Annotated in this window: 8 protein-coding genes; 2 read left to right on the top strand and 6 right to left on the bottom strand. The window is 63.8% G+C overall.

All coding sequences use genetic code 11. The features are described from left to right. Positions 1–7: 7 nt before the first annotated feature. From kdpA to AC0IW7_RS06070, 5 genes are all read right to left on the bottom strand, one after another. Complete coding sequence (gene kdpA, locus AC0IW7_RS06090; protein ID WP_471816431.1) at positions 8–1,705, bottom strand: potassium-transporting ATPase subunit KdpA; 1,698 nt, start codon at positions 1,703–1,705, stop codon at positions 8–10. A gap of 10 nt (positions 1,706–1,715) precedes the next feature. Further along, positions 1,716–1,805 carry a K(+)-transporting ATPase subunit F gene (gene kdpF / locus AC0IW7_RS06085; protein ID WP_108097287.1) on the bottom strand — a complete coding sequence of 30 codons (90 nt, stop codon included), beginning with the start codon at positions 1,803–1,805 and terminating at the stop codon, positions 1,716–1,718. Positions 1,806–2,669: 864 nt separating this feature from the next. Next, the gene (locus AC0IW7_RS06080; RefSeq protein WP_471816429.1) at positions 2,670–15,602 is read right to left on the bottom strand and encodes a non-ribosomal peptide synthase/polyketide synthase; all 12,933 of its coding nucleotides are present in this window, start codon (positions 15,600–15,602) and stop codon (positions 2,670–2,672) included. A gap of 54 nt (positions 15,603–15,656) precedes the next feature. Next, positions 15,657–16,415 carry a thioesterase II family protein gene (locus tag AC0IW7_RS06075; protein ID WP_471816427.1) on the bottom strand — a complete coding sequence of 253 codons (759 nt, stop codon included), beginning with the start codon at positions 16,413–16,415 and terminating at the stop codon, positions 15,657–15,659. 1 nt (position 16,416) lies between these two features. Further along, complete coding sequence (locus tag AC0IW7_RS06070) at positions 16,417–16,635, bottom strand: MbtH family protein (protein ID WP_122451137.1); 219 nt, start codon at positions 16,633–16,635, stop codon at positions 16,417–16,419. 254 nt (positions 16,636–16,889) lie between these two features. On the opposite strand from AC0IW7_RS06070, the gene AC0IW7_RS06065 reads away from it, so the two are divergent. Then, complete coding sequence (locus tag AC0IW7_RS06065; RefSeq protein WP_122497040.1) at positions 16,890–17,423, top strand: RNA polymerase factor sigma-70; 534 nt, start codon at positions 16,890–16,892, stop codon at positions 17,421–17,423. Positions 17,424–17,482: 59 nt separating this feature from the next. On the opposite strand, the gene AC0IW7_RS06060 is transcribed toward AC0IW7_RS06065, so the two are convergent. Further along, the gene (locus AC0IW7_RS06060) at positions 17,483–18,469 is read right to left on the bottom strand and encodes a GNAT family N-acetyltransferase (protein ID WP_471816425.1); all 987 of its coding nucleotides are present in this window, start codon (positions 18,467–18,469) and stop codon (positions 17,483–17,485) included. Between the two features lie 230 nt (positions 18,470–18,699). Between AC0IW7_RS06060 and AC0IW7_RS06055 the strand changes: the two genes are divergently transcribed. Next, positions 18,700–21,834 (top strand): Tc toxin subunit A, encoded by a 3,135-nt coding sequence (locus tag AC0IW7_RS06055; RefSeq protein WP_471816424.1) that lies wholly within the window; start codon positions 18,700–18,702, stop codon positions 21,832–21,834. The last annotated feature ends 15 nt before the right edge of the window (positions 21,835–21,849 follow it).

Here is a 21,849-nt window from a genome sequence, read left to right as displayed (position 1 = left end):
TTCCTAATTAATGACCGAGCAGGCTGAGGTGTTCGGCCACCGGCCCCAGGGCCAATACCGGCAGGAAGGTCAAACCACCCACCAGCAAAATGGTGATGATCAACAGGCTGACAAACAGCGGGCCGTGCGTGGGGAAGCTGTTCTGCCCCACCGGCACCCGGCGCTTGGCCGCCAGGCTGCCGGCAATCGCCAGCACCGGCAGGATGTAGCCGAAGCGCCCGAGCAACATGGCCAGGCTGAGCATCAGGTTGTGGAACGGCGTGTTCGAACTGAAGCCGCCAAACGCCGAGCCGTTGTTGGCCGTGCCGGAGGTGTAGTTGTAAAGAATCTGGCTCAGGCCATGGGCGCCGGGGTTGCTCACCGAGGCATTGGCAAACGGCAGCACGGCAGTCAGCGCGCCCAGCACCAGCACGCCCAGCGGCATGACCAGCAGGGTCAGCACCAGCAAACGCACTTCGCGGGCTTCGAGTTTCTTGCCGAGGTATTCCGGCGTGCGGCCCACCATCAGGCCGCAGAGGAACACCGCAATCAGCACGAACAACAACATGCCGTAGAGGCCGGCCCCGACGCCGCCGAAAATCACCTCGCCGACCATCATGTTGAACATCGGCACCATGCCGCCCAGGGCGCTAAAGCTGTCGTGCATTGAGTTCACCGAACCGCTGGACGCCGCCGTGGTGGCCACCGCCCACAGCGCCGAAGCGCCAATGCCGAAGCGGCTTTCCTTGCCTTCCAGCGAGCCGCTTTGCTCGATGTTCAGGCCGGCCAGCGCCGGGTTCGGTTGCAGTTCGCTGTACAGCGTCACGCCAACGCCGAGCACCAGCAGAATCAGCATGCAGGCGAGAATCGCGCGGCTCTGGCGCAGGTCTTTGACGTAGTGGCCAAAGGTGAACACCAGCGCGGCGGGAATCAGCAGGATGGAGGCCATCTCAAACAGGTTGCTCCACACCGTCGGGTTCTCGAACGGGTGCGCCGAGTTCACGCCAAAGAAGCCGCCGCCATTGGTGCCCAGTTGCTTGATCGCAATCTGGCTGGCCGCCGGGCCGAACGGCAGGCTCTGTTCGCCGCCTTGCAGGGTGGTGGCGTCCAGGTAATGGCTAAAGGTTTGCGGCACGCCCTGCCACACCAGGAAAACCGCCAGGGCGATGCACAACGGCAGCAGGCCGTAGAGCGTGCCGCGCGTGAGGTCGACCCAGAAGTTACCGAGTGTCTGACTGGAACCACGGGAAATGCCCCGGCACAGCGCTACCAACACCGCCAGGCCGGTAGCGGCGCTGACAAAATTCTGCACGCCAAGGCCGACCATCTGGCTGAAATAACTCAGGCTGGCTTCGCCGCTATAGGCCTGCCAGTTGGTATTGGTGACAAAGCTCACCGCCGTGTTGAACGCCAGCGTCCACTCAAGCCCCGGCATGTGCTGCGGGTTCAACGGCAACACGCCTTGCAGCAGCAAAATGGCGAACAACAGCAACAAGCCGGCCAGGTTGAAGGCCAGCAGCGACAAGGCGTAGGCCTTCCAGTCCTGTTCTTGCTTGGCGTCCACGCCTGCAACGCGATAACTGAACCGCTCCACCGGCTGCAACGCCGGCGAAAGCCAGGTCCGTTCGCCCTCCATCACCCGATAGAAAAAGCGCCCCAGCCAGGGTGCCGGCAACAGCACCAAGGTGAAAAACGCCACCAGCAGTAAAACGACATGACTGTCCATTGCCGGCTCCTCAGCTACGCCCGGCGCGCAACAGCGCAACCAGCAGGTAAATGAACAGTCCGCTGGCCAACAGCAGGGACAACCCGTCCAGAAGATGCATGGATATTTCTCCGTCATACGGCGACTGCCGCTTGCGGGAGATTGTCGGGACGGGAGGCGTAAAGGGGCGAGATGTGAAGCGAGGCTTGGGCGTAAAGAAGCCGTAAAAAACGCAACGGCTCTGCACCCCTCGCCCGCCTGCGGGAGAGGGGCCGGGGGTGAGGGAAACAAACTCAACCGCTTTGCTCCTCTCTCCCGCCTGCGGGAGAGAGGCCGGGAGAGAGGGAAACAAACGCAACCGCCCCCCTCACCCCAACCCTCTCCCCAACCCTCTCCCCGAGGGGAGAGGGAGCTTGATCGGAGACGTTTTCGGATTGTGTGTTGCCCGGCTACGCTTTGGGTTTTGTTTCGCGCCTAACGTAGATTCCGCACCCTAACCCCCGTCATCCTCGCGCATGCGGGGATCCAGAGTCCTGAGCCGGATGCATATGGCACGGACGGCGGTATTCATTACCGCGTGCGCTGAACGTTTTGTTTCGCGCCTTACGCGCGAGTTTCTTTTTCCAGTCGACGAAAAAGAAACCAAAAAGTCTTGCCCCTACCTTGGCCCTACGCTGCGCTCCGGGTCCCCTCGCTCCGTCGCCACTCCGGGGGCCGTCACAACGGGCCATCCATGGCCCGATGTTCCTTTCGCGGCTCCCGGCCGCTCAACCCCCTACGCGTCGACTCCACTCGGCCTGCGATGAATGGGGCGGGTAGATCACAAGCTAGATCAAAAGCGGTGGATCAAAAGCCAGATCAAAGGCCAGATCAAAGGCTGTAGAGCAACATCAAAAACTCGCGGCTGAAGCCGCTCCCACGGGGTCGGCATTGACTTTTGTGGGAGCGGCTGGGCGACATTCCGATTAGCCGCGATGCTCTTGATCTACATCGCTTCAAACCGCGCCATCAAATCACTCACCCGCTCGGCCTTCTGTTCCACCACGGCCTGGCTGTCTAGCCCTTCCACGTATTCGGCCAACTCGGCCACCGAGCTGCATTCGAACATGGCCCGTAGCGGCACGTTGCGTTGCAGCACGGTTTGCACCCGTGAGGCGATTTGCGTGGCGAGCAGGGAGTGCCCGCCCAGTTCGAAGAAGTTGTCGTGCACGCCGACTCGCTCAAGTTTCAATACCTGTGCCCAGATGTCGGCCAGTTGCTGTTCAAGCTCGGTACGCGGTGCAACGTAGTGCTGGCCCGGCAGCGGGCCGAGTTGCAGGGCCGGCAAGGCGTTGCGGTCGAGTTTGCCGTTGGCGTTCAGTGGCAGACGGTCTAGCAGGTGCCAGTGCAGCGGCACCATGTAGTCCGGCAGGTCGGCGCGCAGGCGTTGTTTGATTTGGTCGAACCACACTCCCGGTTCACGCTCCGCCGCAACCGGCACCAGGTAGCCGACCAGGTATTTGCCGGTCGGTCCTTCTTGCACGGCCACGGCTGCATCGCGCACGTCGGCCTGTTCATGCAGCCGCGCTTCGATTTCGCCGAGTTCGATACGGAAGCCGCGAATTTTCACTTGATGGTCGATACGCCCAACATATTCCAGCACGCCGTCGGCCCGACGTCGGGCCAGGTCGCCGCTCCGGTATAGGCGCTCGCCCGTGGCAAACGGGTTGGGCACGAAGGCCTGGGCGGTGCGCTGGGGGTCGCCGACGTAGCCGCGCCCGACGCCCGTGCCGGCGATGCACAGTTCCCCTACCGCACCGAGCGGCACCAGTTCGAGGGCGTCGTCCAGCAGGTACAGGCGGTTGTTGTCGGTGGGGCTGCCGATGGGCAGGTAGGCGCTTTGGGTGGACGCGCGGTCCACGCGGAAAAACGCGACGTCATCCGAGCACTCGGCCGGCCCGTAGGCGTTTACCAGGCCGACGTTGGGGTAGCGGTGCAGCCACTGGCGCGCCAGTTCCGGCGGCATCGCTTCGCCGGTGGGCAGCAGCCAGCGCAGGGTGTGCAGCGGCTGGATTACCTCTTCGGCGAGCATGCCCTGGATTAGCGACGGCACACTTTCCAGCACGCTGATGCGCTGTTCGGCGACATGGGCGAGCAGCGCCTGTGGGTCGTGGGCGATGGTGTTGGGTACGATGGCCACGCGCGCACCAAACAGCGGCGCGGCGAGGAATTGCCAGACGGAAATGTCGAAGCTTTGCGAGGCGGTTTGCGCGATCACATCGTCGCTGCCGAGGTTCAGGTACGGCACTTTGCTCAGTTGGTTGTTGAGCATGCCGGCCTGCTCGACCATCACGCCTTTGGGCAAACCGGTGGAGCCCGAGGTGTAGATCACGTAGGCCAGGTTGTTCGCCGCGCTGTAGATGCCGGGGTTGCAGTCCGGCCAGGCGCTTTCCTGTATTTCCTCCCATACCAGCAAGCGCGGACGGCCGCCGCAGCCGAGTTCTTCCAGCAGGGTCAGCGCCTGCGCGCGGCATGCGCGGGTGCACACCAGCACCGGCGTGCGGCTCAGTTCGATGATGCGCGTCAGCCGTTGCACGGGGTGGCTGGGGTCCAGCGGCAGGTAGCCGGCGCCGGCTTTGAAGCTGCCGACGATCATGCCCAGCAGTTCCAGGCTGCGCTCGGCCAGCAGCGCCACCGGCTGGTCGCGGCGCACGCCGGCGGCGATCAACGCGTGACCAAGACGGTTGGCGCGCCCGTTCAATTGCTCATAGGTCCAGTGCTGCTCCAGGCAACTGGCGACCACGCGTTGCGGCGCGGCCTCAACCTGCGCTTCGAACAGCCGTGCGTAGCCTTGCTCCAGCGGATAGGCGCGCTCGCTGTTGTTGCAGTCGACGGTCAGCAGATGCCGTTCGCGCTCGCCCAACAAAGGCAGTTCGTCCAGATCTCCGTGGAAGTGTTCGGCCAGGGCCAGCAGCAGCCGTTTGAATTCGGCGAGCAGGCGTTCGATGGTTGCCACGTCGAAGTAGCGCTGGTCGTAGGACAGGTGCAGACCCAGGTCGTCGCCCGGATAGCACACCACCGTCAGCGGGAAGTTGGTGTGGGTGCGGCCCGAGTCGGAGGTGGCGTTCAGGCTTTGCGCCTGGTCGAGCACGGTGGTTTCCACCGGGGCGTTTTCGAACACGAACAGGCTGTCGAACAGCGGCTGGCCCTTGGGCAATTCGCTGCATTCCTGAATTGCCACCAGCGGCAGGTATTCGTGTTCGCGCAGGTCCATGTTGCTGGCGAACAGGCCGTGCAGCCAGTCGCGCACGCTGCGCTTTTCCCCGGCGGCCGGCAGTTTCACCCGCAGGGCCACGCTGTTGATAAACAGGCCAACGGTGCGTTGCATGGCGGGCATGCCCACCGGGCGACCGGCCACAGTCACGCCAAACAGCACGTCGCGCTCGCCGCTGTAACGGCGCAGCACCAGCGCCCAGGCAGCCTGGGCGAAGGTGTTGACGGTGAGCTGATGACGCTGCGCCAATTCGCGCAAGTGCGCGCCTTCGCTCGGTTGCAAACGGGTGTAGCAATCGCCGACCAACATGCCGCCGTTGTCACCACTGTGGTCGTGGGCGATGGGCCGGTCGCTGGGGATATACGTGCGGCGCTCGAACCCGGCCAGGTTGCGTTGCCACCACTCGCGCGCCTGATTGAGGTCTTGGCGTTGCAGCCAACTGATGTAGTCGCGGTAACGCGGCGCTTCGGGCAATTGCGGCGCACGTTGGTCGCCGAGGGCGCTGTAGATTTCGAAGAAATCGCTCATCAGCAAGCCCCGACACCAGGCGTCGATGAGGATGTGGTGGTTGCTCATCATGAACCAGTAGCGCTGCTCGGCCAGCTTGATCAGGCGCAGGTGGAAGGGCGGGCGATTGAGCAAGTCGAAGCCGGCTTCGCGCTCGCGTTTGTGCAGGGCTTGCAGACGCGTTTCATGCTCGTGTTCGGGCAAGGCGCTCCAGTCGAGCAGCTCCAGGTCGGCGGCGCCGGGTTTGTGAATGATCTGCAGCATGGCCTCGCCGGCGTTCCAGGCGAACGAGGCGCGCAGCGCTTCATGGCGCGCGACCACAGCCTGCCAGGCGCGGGCGAAACGCTCAGGGTCCAGGACGCTGTTGATGCGGTAGCGATCCTGCATGTAATAGATGCCGGTGCCCGGTTCCAGCAGCGTGTGCAGCAGCAACCCTTCCTGCATGGGCGTGAGCGGAAACACGTCGTCGATGTGCGTTACGGGCACCGGCAGGTTGTCGAGCTGCTGCTGGCTGAGGTGCGCAAGGGGGAAGTCCGACGGTGTGAAGCCGCCGATCCCGGCTTGCAGGCAATGCTCGATGACGCCGTGCAGTTCTTCGATCAATGCCTCGGCCAGCCCTTGCACCGCGTGGGCATCGTAGCGTTCGCGGCTGAAGGTCCAGCGCACGTGCAGTTCGCCGTTAAGCACCTGGCCGTCAATGCTCAGCTCATTGGCCAGTGGCGCCAGCGCGCTGTGAATGGCGCCGGGGTTGTCTTGCAGCAGCGTGAACAGCCCATCCGAGCCTGCGTCGAGCTGGCCGAGGTAGTTGAAGGTCACTCTGGCTTCGGGCAATTCGCTGACGGCGGCGCGGCTGGCCGGGTCGGCGAGGTAGCGCAATACGCCATAACCCAGGCCTTTGTGCGGCACGCTGCGTAAGTGTTCCTTGGTGGCTTTGATCGCCGTGGCGAGGTCGGCGTGATGGCCGATGCGCAGCGGATAAGCGCTGGTAAACCAGCCGACGCTGCGGGTCAGGTCGAGGTCGTCGAACAGCGCTTCGCGGCCATGGCCTTCGAGTTGAATCAGCGCCGAGGTCTGCCCGGTCCATTGGCACAACACGCGGCTGAGCGCGGTCAGCAGCAGGTCGTTGACCTGGGTGCGATAGGCCGCTGGCGCCTGCGTGAGCAGCTGGCGTGTGCGCTCGGTATCAAGGCGCACGCTAACGCTGTCGGCGTCGCGCTCAAGGTTGCTGCCGGCGCTGCGCACGCCCGGCAGTTCACCGCCCTGCCCGCCCAGTTGCCGCTGCCACCAGCCCAGCTCTTCGCGCAGCGATTCGCTGCTGGCATAAGCGCCGAGGCGCGCGGCCCATTGGCCCATGGCGCTGGTTTTGGCCGGCAATTGCGGTTCTGTTTTGCCGCTTATTAACTGCTCATAAACCGATTGCAGATCGTCGAGCAGCACGCGCCATGAGACGCCATCGACCACGGCGTGATGAATCGCCAGCAGCAGTTTTTGCCCGTCCACCAGCACGGCACGCAGCAGCGGGCTGTGCTCAAGGTCGAGGCTGCGCTGGGCTTGTTCGAACAGCGCGGGCGCTTGCTCGGCGCTGGTCTGCCAGAGCAGCGCGTCGTCATCGGTGTGCTCGCGGTAAAACGCACGCCATTGGCCATCGGCATCGGTAAAGCGCAGGCGCAAGGCGTCGTGTTGTTGCATCACACGCTGCACGCTGCGCTGCAACAGGTCGGCGTCCAGCGGTTGTTGCGCGTGCAGCACCAGCGCCTGGTTCCAGTGGTTGCGCTCGCCCATGTCGCGGCTGAAAAACCAGTGCTGAATGGGCGTGAGCGCCGCCTCGCCGCTCAAGGCGACCTGCTCGCTCAGCACCTGCTGTTGATGCGTGGCGACGCTGGCGAGCGCCTGCACGGTCTGATGCTGGAACAGGTCGCGCGGGCTGAAGTGAATACCCTGTTGGCGCGCGCGGCTGACCACTTGAATGGACAGAATCGAGTCGCCGCCCAATTCGAAAAAGTTATCCGCCAGGCCCACTTGCTGCACGTTGAGCACGTCGCGCCAGATCGCCGCCAAGCGCTGTTCCATCTCGCTGCGTGGGGCTACGAACTGCTGACGGTTTTGTTCCAGGTCGGGCGCGGGCAAGGCGCGGCGTTCGACCTTGCCGTTGGCGGTCAGCGGCAAGCTCGGCAGCAGCTCGGTGAAGGTCGGCAGCATATGGTCCGGCAGTTGCGCCAGCAGGTGCGTTTTCAGGCTGTCGCGCAGGGTTTGCTGTCGCTCGCTGTTGGCATCGGCCAGCGCCGTGCCGACATAGGCCACCAGCTGTTTGCCGCTGGGACCGTCCAGCGCCAGCACCACACACTCGTTGACCTCGGGGTGGTCGAGCAGGCGCGCTTCGATCTCGCCCAGTTCGATACGAAAGCCGCGCACCTTCACTTGTTGGTCGATACGGCCGACGTATTCCAGTTGCCCATCGGCGCGTTGGCGCACCAAGTCGCCCGTGCGGTAAAGGCGCCCGCCCGCGCCGCTGTTGGCAAACGGGTTGGGCACGAAACGCTCGGCAGTCAGCGCCGGCCGCGCGTGATAACCACGGGCCAGGCCGGCGCCGCCGATGTAGAGCTCGCCGGTGGAACCGGGCGGCACCAGCGCCATGTCGGCGTCCAGCACATACGCAGTGCGCGCGCCGACTATCCGGCCGATGGCCACGCTGCTGGCACCTTCGGGCAGGTGCTCCGGCGCCAGGCTGGCCAGTGGCATCACCACCGTTTCCGTCGGCCCATAGGCGTTGAAGAACTGCACGGGTGCGAAGCCTGCGCGAATACGTTGCAGGTGCTCGCCGGTCAGCGCCTCGCCGCCAGTAATGCACAGGCGCACCGGCAGCTGTTCGCCACGGCTTGCCAGCCATTGCGCCAACTGGCTGCCGTAGCTGGGGGTGAAACCGAGAATGGTGACGCGGTGCTGACGGATCAGCCCGCAGATGTCCTCGGCGCCCCATTGGCCCTGCGCGCGCAGCACCACTTCGGCGCCACAGAGCAACGGCGTCAGCAGGCGCTCGCTGGCGGCGTCGAAGTTGATGGAATACACGTGCAGCTCGCAGTCGTCGCTGCGCATCCCGAAATGGGCAATCACGGCGCGGCAGTGCATGGCGATTTCGCCGTGACTGACGGCCACCCCCTTGGGTTTGCCGGTGGAGCCGGAGGTGTAGATCAAGTAGGCCTGATGCAGCGGCGAGCTGAGGTCAGTCGGCGCCTGGCTGGGATAATCGGCGAGGTTGAGTTGATCCAGACAACCGCGCAGAACATGGCCCGGCAAGTCGCCCAGCGTCGCCAGCCATTCGGCGTGACCGAGCAGCAGCGCAATGCCGCTGTCTTCGACCATGAACTGCAAGCGCTCCGGCGGGTATTCCGGGTCCAGCGGCACATAGGCGCCGCCGGCTTTGAGAATGGCCAGCAGGCCGACGACCAGATCGGTAGAACGCGGCAAGGCCAGGCCAACCCGCACTTCCGGGCCGACGCCGTTGGCGCGTAGCCACTGGGCCAGGCGGTTGGCCTGGGCGTCCAGCTCGGCGTAGGTCAGCGTGTGGCCGCCCACGCTCAAAGCCCGCGCGTGTGGCGTGGCGGCGGCTTGCGCGGCGAACCGTTGGTGCACAGTGGCGTCAAGCGCGTGCGCGCCCGGCTCTGCGCCGAGGTTGTCTAGCAGTGCTTGCTGTTCAGACGCCGACAGCAGCGGCAATTCGCCAAGGCGTTGCTGCGGCTGATCGAGCATCGCCTGTAGCAGGTTGAGCAGATGCTCGGCCATGCGCGCGATGCGCGGCGCGTCAAACAAATCGCAGCTGTAGGTGAAGCAGCAACCCAGGCGATGGTCGAGGTCGGTGACTTCCAGGTTGAGGTCGAACTTGGTCGCCCGCGCATCGTTGGCGAGGTATTCCACCGTCATGCCGGCCAGCGTGCGAGTTTGCTGGAATTCCCAGCGCTGCACGTTGCACATCACTTGGAACAGCGGGTTATAGGCGGCGCTGCGTGGCGGTTGCAGGGCGTCGACCAGATGATCGAACGGCAGGTCTTGGTGGGACTGGCCATCGATCACGGTGTGGCGAACCTGCTCCAGCAATTGCGCCACGCTCAGTTGCCCATCGACCTGGCAGCGCAGCACTTGGGTGTTAAGAAAGGCGCCAATAAGCCCTTCACTTTCCGGGCGAATGCGGTTGGCCACCGGCGCACCAATGCGCAGGTCGGTTTGCCCGCTGTAGCGGTGCAGCAACGTGGCCAGAGCAGCGGTCATGGTCATAAACAGCGTCAGGCCATGGGCGGCATTGAAGGCGCGCAGACGCTGGGCCAGCTCCGGCGCGAGATCGAAGCGGTACAACTCGCCGCGATGACTTTGCCGCGCCGGTCGCGGACGGTCGCTGGGCAGTTCGAGCACGGGGTGTTCGTGGCCGAGTTGGGCTTTCCAATAGCTGAGCTGCCGCGCACGCTCGCCAGCTTCCATCCATTGGCGCTGCCACTGGCTGTAATCGAGGTATTGCACCGGCAGCGGCGCCAGCGGCGACTCGCGTCCCTGCACAAACGCTTCGTAAAGCGCCGCCAGTTCGCGGGCGAAAATATCCATCGCCCAGCCTTCGGTGGCAATGTGGTGCAGCGTCAGTGCCAGGTAATGCTCGTGCGCGGCACATTTGATCAGCGTGGCGCGCAGCAGCGGTCCGGTTTCCAGATTGAACGGTTGGTGGGCGTCGGCATCGGCGAAGTGCTGCAAGCGTTGCGCGCGCTCGGCGGCATCGAGCGCGGAGAAATCCTGCCAATCCAGGCGCACGCTGGACTGCGGCGAGACCTGCTGACGAGCGATGCCGTCAGTGCTCGGAAAGGTGGTGCGCAGGGTTTCGTGGCGTTCGATCAGCGCCTGAAAGGCCGCCTCGAAACAGTCGACATTCAGCGCCCCGCTAAACCTGGCCAGACCGCCGACGTTGTAGGCCGGGCTGTCCGGTTCCAGTTGCCAGAGAAACCACATGCGCTGCTGCGAATACGACAGCGGCTGCGGCTGCGCGCGGTCGACGATGGCGATGACCTGCTGACTGTTGCGTTGCCCGCTGGCCTGAACGGCCGCCACCTGCGCGCTGAAACCCGCAAGCGTGCTGGCTTCAAATAACGCACGCAGCGGTAGCTCGACGTCGCAGGCTTGGCGCACGCGGGAAACGATTTGCGTGGCCACCAAGGAATGGCCGCCCAGCTCGAAGAAATCATCGGCAAGGCCAACCTGCTCAAGCCCGAGCACCTCGCGCCAGATGGCGGCGATCTGCACCTGCAATGGCGTGCTTGGTTCGATGTGCTCGCGTTGCTGCCATACCGGTTCGGGCAGCGCCTTGCGGTCGAGTTTGCCCGCCGGGCTCAGGGGCATTTTGTCCAGGCGCAGCAGGTGCGCCGGCACCATATAGTCCGGCAACTGGGCGGCCAGCGCGGCGAGCAAACGGGCGCTTTGTTCGGTCTCGCTTTCAGCCGTGGTGCCGGTGTAATAACCGATCAGTTGCGCACCGGCATGGCCGTCGCGAATCAGCACCACGGCCTGCGCCACACCGGCCTCGGCCAGCAGCCGCGCCTGAATTTCCTCCGGCTCGATGCGAAAACCGCGCAGCTTCACTTGCTGGTCAAGACGGCCCAAATACTCCAGCGCGCCATCGGCGCACCAGCGTGCCCGGTCGCCGGTGCGGTACAAACGCGCGCCCGGCTCGCCCAGCGGATCGGCAACAAAACGCTCGGCGGTCAGCGCCGGCCGCCCGAGATAACCACGGGCCAGGCCAGCGCCGCCGATGCACAGCTCGCCAGCAACACCGACGGGCACCGGTTGCAGCTCGGCATCCAGCACATGGCATTGCACGTTGCCCAAAGGCCGGCCGATGGGCGAGCGCTCGCCGTCGCCGGTTTGGCAGTGCCAGTGGCTGACGTTGATGGCGGTCTCGGTCGGCCCGTAGCGGTTGTGCAACGCTACCTGCGGCAGCGCCGCCAGCACGCGGTCGCGCAAGGCGGCGGGCAGCGCTTCGCCCCCCGAGAACAGTCGGCGCAGGCTGGTGCACTGCGCCACGTGTGGCTCCTGCACAAACAGCTGCAACAGCGGCGGCACGAAGTGCAAGGTGGTGACGCCGAAGTCGCGCACCAGTTGCACCAGGCGCTGAGGATCGCGGTGCTCGCCGGGCGCGGCCAGCAGCAAGCGGGCGCCAGTAATCAGCGGCCAGAAGCATTCCCACACCGATACATCGAAACTCACCGGCGCCTTTTGCATCAGCACGTCGCTGGCGTCCAGCGCATAGGTGCGTTGCATCCAGTTCAGGCGCTCGGCCAGCGCGCCGTGGGTAACGCCCACGCCCTTGGGCTGGCCGGTAGAGCCGGAGGTGTAAATGACATAGGCAAGATTGTCGGCGTGTACGCCCGACACTGGCGCGGCGCAGGGTTCACTGCCCTGCTTCAGCGCGTCCAGCCCCAGCACTTGAATGTCGCTCGGCACGGCCAGGGTTTGCGCGCGGTGACGTTGCGTCAGCAGCAGCTTCGCGCCGCTGTCGTGGAGCATGAACGCCAGGCGCTCGGCCGGATAATCGGCATCCAGCGGCACATAGGCGCCGCCGGCTTTGATGATCGCCAGCAAGCCGATCAGCAACTGCGGCGAGCGTTCGGTGGCAATGGCGACGCGTACATCCGGGCCAACGCCAAGGCCGCGCAACCTGTGGGCCAGGCGGTTGGCCTGGGCGTGCAGGTCGGCGTAACTCAGGCTGCCGTTTTGCCAGAGCAGCGCCGTGTGCTCGGCGTTGTAGTGCGCCAGCCATTCGGGCAGCAAATGCTGAGCTGTCGGCATTGGCGCACGACTCCACTCGGCCAGTTGTTGCTGTTCGGCGGCGCTGATTATTTCCAACGCGCCGAGGGTGATGTCTGGCTGCTCCGCCACGTGCTGCAACAGGCTGACAAAACGCTGGGCGAGGCGCTCGATGCTGGCGGCGTGGAACACTTCATCGGCGTAGTCGAACGACAACCTGAGGCGCCCACGGGCGTCTTCTTCGCTGTGCAGTTGCAGGTCGAACTTGGCTTCGCGGCTGTGCCACGGCAGTTCCTGCGCGAGCAAACCGGGCAGCCGACGCAGGCTGCCGAGGTCGCGCTGCTGGTGGTTGAACATCACCTGAAACGGCGTTTCGCCACCGAGGGCGTGCACCACCTGATCGAACGGCACGTCTTGATTGGCTTGTGCGTGCAAGGTGGCGGCGCGGGTGTTTTCCAGCACGTCGGTGAAGCGCTGGCGGGGGTCGAGCTGGGCGCGCAGCACCAGCGTGTTGATAAAGAAGCCGAGCAAACCCTGGGTTTCCAGGCGCTGACGGTTGGCGCCGGGCACGCCGATGCGCACGTCGGTTTGCCCGGTATGACGCAGCAGCAGGGTTTGGAAACTGGCGAGCAGCAGCATAAACAGCGTGGCGTTCTGGCCGTTGGCGACCTGGCGCAGGCGCTGGCTCAGGGCGTCGTCCAGCTTGAAGCGATAACGCGCGGCACTGTGGCGGCGCTGGTGGCTGCGGGGTTGGTCGAGGGGCAATTGCAGGGCCGGCGCCTCATCGGCCAGGTGCGCAGTCCAATAGTCGAGCTGGCGCTGCCCTTCTCCGTCCGCCAGCCACTGGCGCTGCCAACTGGCGAAGTCGGCGTAGCCCAGCGGCAGCACCGGCAAGTCGGCCGGCTGGCCGCCGCAGGCTTCGGCGTACAGGCGGGCAAATTCGTCGAGCAGAATATTCAGCGACCAACCGTCGGCCACGATGTGGTGCAGGGTTACCAGCAACTGCTGCTCATCGTCAGCCAGGCGCAGCAGCGTCACGCGCAGCAGCGGGCCGGTGGAGAGGTCGAACGGTGCGTTGGCTTCTTGCTCACGTTCGCGTTCTGCCTGCTCGGTTTGCGCAGCGCCGCTCAGGTGGCGCAGGTCGACATCCCGAACGTGCAGCGTGGCGTCGGGCTGCACGCGTTGCAGGGCCTGGCCGTCGCATTCGAGGAAGACCGTGCGCAGCGCTTCGTGGCGCTGAATCAGGCGCGCAAAGCTGGCGTGCAGGGCGTGGTCATCCACTTCGCCGCGCAGGTGCAGGCCGCCCGGAATGTTGTAGGCGGCGCTGGTGGGGTCCAGTTGCCAGAGAAACCACAGACGGTTTTGTGCGGGCGATTGCGGCAGATCCTGGTTGCGCGGCAGGCGGATAATCGCGTTCGGCTTGCTGCCGCCACGGGCAATATGTTCAGCCACTTTTGCGACGAAACCGGCAAGGTGACCGGTTTCGAACAGGTCGCGCAGTTCCAGGTTGACGCTCAATTGATCGCGCAGCTGCGCCATGACTTGCGCGGCGGAAATGGAGTTACCGCCGAGCAGGAAAAAGTTGTCGCTGGCGCTCACATTTGGCACATGCAGGTGCTCGGCCCAGACCGCCGCGATCTGTTGTTCGAGCCCTTGAGCAGTTGGCGTTTCCCGCTCTGCCTCGGCTTTGGCCGAAGGAAACTGCGCGTAGCTGTCGAGGCTGCCATCGGCCAGGCCGAGCGCGCACGCCGAGCGCTGCAACTTGCCGCTGGAGGTTTTCGGCAAGGCGCCGGGGTTGAGCAACACCACTGCCTGCGGCGCTTGCTGATAGGCCCCGGCGACGGCCTGGCGAATGGCATTTATTACCTCGTCGGCGGGCACATTTTTCTGCACGCTGCGGCCGATTTCGGCGGCGACGCCGATGCCCTCTTCGCCGTTATGGCGCACGGCAAACGCCGCCACCCGCCCTTTGCGAACGTGGGCCACTTCGGTTTCGACGGTGCGCTCGATGTCCTGTGGATACAGGTTCTGGCCACGCACGATAAGCATGTCTTTCAGCCGGCCGCTGACAAATAGCTCGCCGTTGCGCAGCGCGCCGAGGTCGCCGGTGCGCAGCCAGGTTTGGCCGTCTTGCTGGGTAAACGTCTCGGCGCTGGCGTGCGGATTGCGCCAGTAGCCGTGGGCGATGCTCGGGCCGCTGGCCCAGATTTCGCCAACCTGGTCGTCGCCTAGTACGGTGCCGCTAACGGGTTCGACAATGCGCACCTCATGCAACGGCCGCACGCTGCCGCAACTGAGCAGAACGCTGTCGCCGCCGGTTTCGAGGCGGTGTCGCGCCAGCGCCTGTTTGCTGACACCCAGCGCCGCAATACCCTGCCCGCGCGTGCCGCTGGTGACATACAACGTGGCCTCGGCCAGGCCGTAGCAGGCGAGGTAACTGCTGGCAGAAAAACCGCTGGCGGCGAATTTCTCCGCGAAGCGCTCAAGGCTGTCCTGACGGATCGGTTCGGAGCCGGAAAACGCCACGCGCCAGCGGCTAAGGTCGAGGCCAACAGTTGCCGACGCGCTGACCCGCTCGCTGCATAGGCGGTAGGCGAAATCCGGGCCGCCGCTTACGGTGCCGCCGTAACGGCTGATGGCTTCGAGCCAACGCACCGGCCGTTCGAGGAATGATTTGGGCGACATCAACACGCACGGCACGCCGCTGAAGATCGGTTGCAGCAGCCCGCCGATCAGGCCCATGTCGTGGTACAGCGGCAGCCAGCTGACGATCACGTCGTCGGCCTGAATGCCGAAGCCCTGGCGAATCAGCAGCTCGTTGGCGACCAGATTGCCGTGGGTGACCTGCACGCCTTTGGGCAACGCCGTGGAGCCGGAGGTGTATTGCAAAAAGGCGATGTCGTCGGCGGCCAGCTCGGGCGCTTGCCACTGGGCGGCCAGCGCGGGGTCGAGGGCGTCGACCAGCAGCAATGCGGGCGCGTTATCGAGGTGCTGCAAGGTGGCTCGCCCATCGCTGCTGGTAAGCAGCACGCTGGGTTCGGCGTCGGCCAGTATCGACAGCAACCGCAGCTGATGCTGGTGGCGCGACGACTCGGGCGGATACGCCGGCACGGCAATCACGCCCGCGTACAGGCAGCCAAAAAAGGCGGCGACGTAATCCGGGCCGCTGGGAAACAGCAGCACGGCGCGGTCGCCCCGGCTGGATTGCGCTTGCAGTGCGGCGGCGATGGTACGCGCGCGCCCGTCGAGTTCGGCGTAGGTGAGCACCACGCCTTCGCTGTCGTCGCCTTCCAGAAAACGCAGGGCCAGCGCATGCGGTTGCTGCGCGGCGCGATGTTGCAAGGCGTGAACCAGAGTGCGGGGACTTTCGAACGAAGGCATGGCGGAATCCTGCTGAAATCGGGCGGGCGGCGGACGGAGCGTTGGGGGTTTCGGTTAACTGGCGACGCGGGGAACGGGCCGGGTCTGCTGGGCGCGATGGCGCAACAGGTGCTGCTCGGCGTAACGGCGGATGCAGCGCAGCAACGGCGCTTCCTGGGTCTGCAAAAAGAAGTGACCGCCGCTGAACATATCGAGGGAAAAACCGCTGGCGGTTTCGCATTGCCAGTCGAGCAATTCATCGACGCTGATGCTGTCGTCTTTGCCGCCGAACACGTGGATCGGCGCTTGCAGCGGCGCGCGCTCGGCGTACTGGTAACTGCCGGCGACAAGGAAATCGGCGCGCAGGATGGGCAGCATCAGGTCGAGCAATTCCTGGTTGGCCAGGGCGTCTTCCGGCGTGCCTTGCAGGCTGCGCAATTTGCCGATCAGCTCGGCATCGGTTTTGGCCTCGCGGTACTCGCTGACGTCACGTCGCGCCGGGCCGGCGGTGGCTGACACCAGCACGCACAGCGGCTCGGGCAGGCCTCGGGCTTTCAGCGCGTGCACCAGTTCGAAGGCCAGCAAGCCGCCGAGGCTGTGGCCGAACAAGGCGTAGGGGGTGCTCAGGTCGCAGGCGATTTCGTCGGCGAGCTGCTTGATCAGCGCGTTGAGATTGCGCTGCAAGGGTTCGTCCATGCGCAGGCCACGGCCGGGCAATTCCAGCGGCTGAACGTGCAGCCATTCGGGCAGCCGTTTGCGCCAGCGGTGGTAGAACATGGCGCTGGCGCCGGAGTACGGCAGGCACAGCAAAGGCAGGGTGGCGGGCGCGCTCATGTCAGGCGCTCACAGCGTCCTGGTCCATCTTCTGGCGCAGGCTCAGGGGGCGCATGTCAGTCCAGTGCTGTTCGATGTACGCCAGGCAATCTTTCTTCAAACCGCTCATGCCCACGGTGCGCCAGCCGGCAGGAATAGCTTTGTAATCGGGCCACAACGAGTACTGCTCTTCGTCGTTGATAACCACTTGAAAAATCACGTCATCACGATCGAACACCATGGTCGCTCTCCGTTGCGCCCGTGCCGGTTGCGCGGGCCTTCACAGTGGAGAACGGACGGCAGCGGAAAATAATTAGCGGATTTCGACGGGTGTTTTTGTCACGCCAACATCACGTTCAGGTCACGGTTTTGCAACCAGACGAAATCTATTATCTCTCGCAATTGACAATCATTATCATTGGACATAGTTTGTTACCCCGCTCGCAGGCAGCCTCCTGCAAGCGCTTAACTGCCCCCGGTAGCAAGGTGAATTCCATGACGGAACAACTGTCCACAAGCAGGTGCGATACACCCCTATTCCAAGCATTCGTTGATAACCGCTCGATTCTGGTCAAGGTGGCCACGCGCATTACGGGCTGTCGTTCACGCGCCGAAGACGTGGTGCAAGACGCCTATTTCAGGCTGCATTCGGCACCACAGATCACCTCGTCATTCAAGGCTCAGCTGAGCTATCTGTTTCAGATCGTGCGCAACCTGGCCATCGATCATTACCGCAAAAACGCGCTCGAACAGCGCTACGCCGGCAGCGAAGAAGAAGGCATGAATGTGGTCAACCACAACGCCTCGCCCGAAGCCCTGCACATCAACTACGCGACCCTGGAACACATCGCCGACGCCCTCGGCCAGTTGCCCAGCCGCACCCGCTACGCCTTCGAAATGTACCGCCTGCACGGCGTGCCGCAGAAAGACATCGCCAAGGAATTGGGCGTGTCGCCAACGCTGGTGAATTTCATGATTCGCGACGCGTTGGTGCACTGCCGCAAAGTCAGCAAAGACGCGGCGGCGTGATCCCGTTATGGGGCTTCGCTGCCCTCAGCGAAGCCCTTGGCGATCACCGCACCACCACCTCAGCGCAATACACACCGATCAAAAAACCGCTCACGTTCGATGCTCATGAGGGCCGCACGCTTGTGCGGGAAATCGAATTCCTTTTCGCAGTGAAAACCGGCGCTGTGCATGTGGCCGATCATGCGGGCGTTGTCGGCGCGCGGCTCGGCGACGATGCGCTGGGTACGCGGGTCATCGAGGAAAAGAAAGTGCGTGAGCGCAGTCAACCAGCTCGCCACTTTATGCGGTCCGCGATGGTTTTCCTCGCCCACCAGCATATGAATGCCACGGTCGTAATCGCCCGCTGAATAGAACGGTGCGATGCGGTCTTCCTTGGCCCAATAGGCTTCGAAATAGGCGAACGGCTGGTCGTCGAAACTGCCGATCAACGTCAGCGTGTGCGGGTCGCGGTCGAGCTTTTCCAGGTACTGGCGATGCTGCTCAAGCGTGCCGCTTTCCTGCCAGAATTGCGCTACACGCGGGCTGTTCTGCCAGCGGTTGAAGCGCTCCAGATCGTTATCGATATCCAGTGCACGCAGGGAAATCCAGCTGCCCAGCCGTGCATCGAAACGCCGGTACAACTCGCCCGTCGGCTTTGGGGCTCGACGCGGATGGCGTTTGCCGTCGCTGATGATCATGTGCTGCGGATACGCCGCGCCCTGCTCCCGCATTAGCCACGGTTCAGCCATCTGCCAGAACGCGGTGCGCTCGGTGGTGAGCGTGCCATCGGCAGCGCAGATCAGCAGGCCGTTTTGCAGGGTTTCCAGAGGCAGCGCAGGCATTGTCCAGCGTATTTTCTGGCAAGCATCGTCGCGGGCGAAACACCAATAACTGGTCATCCACAGCGCCTGGGCAGACAACGCCTCGCGGGCTGCTATTTGCACGGGTTCGCCGGGGGCGAGTTGCACGTGAATGGGCTCGTGCAGGTCCAATTGCAGGTGCAAGGCGCTGGCGCTTTCGTCGCCGTGCAGGCATTGGCCGCTGGGCAGTGGCAGGGTGTGCATCATGGTCAACTCGCGGATGGGCTCATTGACTGTGACGTCGGAACGCGCAGGAAATTTAGGCTATTCACGCCTTGCTCCGTCGCGCTACGACTCAAGTGGGCCGGGGCTGGCAGCCGACTATTGGCGTTTCATCGGCGCTTTCCTTCGCACCGGCCCGCCCCTGCCGACAGATTCGGAAAACCCTCACACCTAAAGTCCGCAATCACTACATGCGCTGCATTACGGACCTGCCAATGCCCATTACCCAACCGATGAAAGCCTTGGAAACAAGCTGCCAACTGCGCCCCGGCCTGCTTGCCGAACTCGGCCTGAAAAGCGTGCAGGATGTGGTCTCGCATACCGAGGCTGAGTTCACCCATCGACTGGCAGGCACCCTGGGCCCTACGGCAGCCAGCACGCTTTATCGAACGGCCCGCGCGGCCGAACAGCAACTGATCAAACTCTTGCATCAGGCAGCCGCTCGCTTAACCACCGAACAACCAACTGATACGCCCGCTCCAACGCCGAGCGCTTTCGCCGATTCACCCGAGCTGGGCGTGAGGCTAAGTCGTATGGCCCGAGCGGCGGGCCCGCAAGTGATCCAGGTGCCCGACTACGCGCCGCCTGGTTTCATCTCCTCCGACCCACCCCGTGATCAACCGCCGGCAAGCCCGCAGGTGGGCTCTGTTTTCGATGCCAATTCGCCGACCTGGATGTCCCAGTTCCCGCAGAAAACCACCCTCGTGGCGCCAGGCAGTATTGGTGACTCCTCGGCACCGGCGTCCTACGCCACCAGTCTTTATTCGCTTGCCTTGCAACTCGAAGCGATAGCACCGGCCGACAACACGCGCATAACGTTGGCGACCCGACGTCCGGAACTGGGCGACACCTTGCTCAGCGACGTCACGGTCAATAAGCCATTGGCCAAGCTGGATATCGTCACTGGCGCCTTACAAACCGGTCTTGAAGGCAGCAAAAACAATCAGGCGCTGGTCAAAACCCTGCAGGATCAGGGCGTGCTACCCGCTAGCGTCACGCAATTGAGTTGTGACGCATTGCTCGCCCGCCTGCACTTTCCCGGCCATGCACTTCCCTACCACGAACCCCACGACCAGATCGTCAGCGCCCTGGCCGAACACGGCAGCGGCTTGGCTCAACTGACCCAGCAGGTGCGCGCGAGCAGGCCGGCGTTTTGTTTTGCCGACGGCGCTTTCAACCTTTCCAACCGTGTCTTGCAACAAGCCGCGCTGCTTAGCCCGGCGTTGTCGAGCCTGGTCAGCAAAGCGCCGCCTACCGCCGCGCAGAGCAAAGCGTTCTTCTCGTACAACTTTGGCGTGGCCACGTCGAGCGGACTCAATAAACTGCCCAACTTTTGCGCAGCCACCGGACTTTCGATCGACGAGGTAATGGCGCTGCTTTGCGTAGCCGGGCTTGGCTCGCAAAACACCTCCGTGGTGGCGTCGATCCATGTCAGCGGCCAAACGGCAGCGCCTCACCTGTATGGCGCCGTGCTCATCCACGGCGGCAAGCAACCCGACCTTTTTCTCAAGCAAGACAACGTCAACAACCCCATCAGCATCGAAGGCCTGGACGACGACCGTTACGACCGGCTCAACCGCCTGATCCGATTGCAACGCCAAACCGACCTGCCCTTCGCCGAACTGGACACCGTGCTTGTAGCGGCCATGCGCGCCGAAGGTCAGCACAATGCGCAGCTCACGCTTAACACCCACAGCGTACGCACGCTGGGGTTCTACCAACTCTGGAATGGCGCTTACGGCCTGAAAGCTGAAGAGCTAAGCGCTTTTCTGCACCAGGTGGCGGTCTGTTCGGTGGGTACCGCGGTGCCGCAGTTCGACCGTGTATTCAACCCCCGTGGCACAAGTGAATCGGCGTTGAAAATCGACGGCGCGGCGTTTGTCTACCACGCCCCGGAGGGCAACGATGCGGTGTGCGTACGGCAGCTCTGTGCGGGTCTTAACGTCAGCGAAACGGAATTTCTGCTCCTGGCTGGCTACGTGAACAACGTGCAAAAGCTGGACAAAAACCGTCTAGTGCGAAGCGTAACTGTTCTCTCGGCCTTGTACCGGCTGAGCCGAATACCGGCGCTTCTGGGCATTCGGGTGGCGGACATGATTGCCTTGTCGCAACTGATGCCACGCGGCAACGCCCTGCTGACCCAACTGGCAGGTATTGCGCAATTGGCAGAACTGGACGCCAACGGCCAACCCAAACACGCAGACCTGCTTGACGATCTGCAGGCCCTGGCGGAAATGGTTAGCTGGCTGAAAAATCAGAAGCTAAGCGTGACTGACCTGATGATTTTGCTGGCCCCGACCGCGCAATTACCGCCGGCAGGCGCAAAGGAAGTGGCGCTGGTTAACGACATCAATCAGCACTTGGGCAATATCCGTCTCAACCCCACTACTCTGCAAAACGCCGGCTTACCGGCAACGGACACGAACGGTCTCGCACTGCACTGGCTTGCACTGCTAAGTGATGAAACCACTGGGCTAGTGGATCCGCATGGGCTGGTCAAAATAGAGGCACCGCAAGCCCGCACCGAAGCCCTCAAGTCGATCTTGAATACCCTGAAACTCAGCGACTCGAACAAGGCCGATGCGCTTGAAATTTTGCAGGCTCGCCTCGATGGCCTGGTGCGGAACCAACAGGCACTGACCGACACCCAGTTCGGCAAATTCCTGGGCGTGGAACACGGCACGGTCGCAGCCATGCTCGCGTGCCTGGGCCTTAACAGCCACGACCTTCTAGCCACCTGCCAGACGCTGAACAAACCGCCGCTCAGCCCTGCCGATATCCCGTCCACGTTGATGCAGACGTTGCAAAAGCTCGCCCGCTACAGCCTGGTTGTCGCCCACTACGCGTTAACGCCGGCCGGCCTGAACCTGATGAGTGCGGTGCCATCCGCATTTGGCGCCAACCTGACGCTTAGTCTGAACCTGCTTCCCGTTTTGTCCGATTTCGTCGCGTGGCGTCAGGCGGCAGGAAAAGAAGACGCGGTGTTGCAATACCTCCGCGATGTCAACGGCACGGCTCCGCCAAGTGCTGCCGACGCAAACGCAAGGCTGGCAACGGTACTCGACGCAGAAACCAATGAGGTTCAGCAAGCGGTAGACCTCATCACTCAGAGCGCCCCAGGAACGGGACGGGCCGCAACGGTTACCGAGGTCAGTCACCTGATTCGGCTGCTGGGCCTGGCGGAGAAAACCGGTTTGTCCATCAACCTGCTGCGCCAATTGACCGAACTGGACAGCACTGAAGGCGTTCTGCCTGACACCGCGACCGACGATACGGCCTTCGCAACCTGGAGAGTGGCAGCGCTAGCGCTCGTGGCCACGCTGGACCTCGCCACCCCTGGCGCCAACTAAGCCCTCACCACTCTC

It is taken from the genome of Pseudomonas sp. AC229 (assembly GCF_979254655.1).
Note: the sequence above shows the minus strand (reverse complement) of the source record. Positions and strands in the feature narration are given on the sequence as shown.

What these genes read in the sequence shown, in the direction of transcription:
- AC0IW7_RS06060 (WP_471816425.1), bottom strand. Translation starts at nt 18,469, where the DNA reads ATGATGCACACCCTGCCACTGCCCAGCGGCCAATGCCTGCACGGCGAC.
- AC0IW7_RS06070 (WP_122451137.1), bottom strand. Translation starts at nt 16,635, where the DNA reads ATGGTGTTCGATCGTGATGACGTGATTTTTCAAGTGGTTATCAACGAC.
- kdpA (WP_471816431.1), bottom strand. Translation starts at nt 1,705, where the DNA reads ATGGACAGTCATGTCGTTTTACTGCTGGTGGCGTTTTTCACCTTGGTG.
- kdpF (WP_108097287.1), bottom strand. Translation starts at nt 1,805, where the DNA reads ATGCATCTTCTGGACGGGTTGTCCCTGCTGTTGGCCAGCGGACTGTTC.
- AC0IW7_RS06080 (WP_471816429.1), bottom strand. Translation starts at nt 15,602, where the DNA reads ATGCCTTCGTTCGAAAGTCCCCGCACTCTGGTTCACGCCTTGCAACAT.
- AC0IW7_RS06055 (WP_471816424.1), top strand. Translation starts at nt 18,700, where the DNA reads ATGCCCATTACCCAACCGATGAAAGCCTTGGAAACAAGCTGCCAACTG.
- AC0IW7_RS06065 (WP_122497040.1), top strand. Translation starts at nt 16,890, where the DNA reads ATGACGGAACAACTGTCCACAAGCAGGTGCGATACACCCCTATTCCAA.
- AC0IW7_RS06075 (WP_471816427.1), bottom strand. Translation starts at nt 16,415, where the DNA reads ATGAGCGCGCCCGCCACCCTGCCTTTGCTGTGCCTGCCGTACTCCGGC.